We start from the raw sequence: 219 nt of genomic DNA on the forward strand, positions 1-219 counted from the left end.
AGAGATAGGACTCGGATTTTGACGCATTTAAACGATCAGTCAACCGATCAATAAATCGTTAAATGATCGGCATTACTCTTTAGCCCCTTTTTTATAACGATGTTGTTTAATTTGACAGCTTACTAACCCTAATTTTTTCATAATCTTACTGGCTCTATATCGGCTTAGCTCTGTCCCATTCGCTCTCACAATATCAGCAATGGTTCTTGCTCCCGCTGA

1 pseudogene is annotated in these 219 nt (G+C 38.8%); it reads right to left on the reverse strand.

Features of this window, described 5'->3' with window-relative positions:
• Positions 1-75: 75 nt before the first annotated feature.
• Positions 76-219, reverse strand: a pseudogene (locus tag Q0791_RS25215) (IS3 family transposase); the annotation flags it as partial.

The organism is uncultured Shewanella sp. (assembly GCF_947495455.1).
In the GTDB taxonomy this organism is placed as follows: domain Bacteria; phylum Pseudomonadota; class Gammaproteobacteria; order Enterobacterales; family Shewanellaceae; genus Shewanella.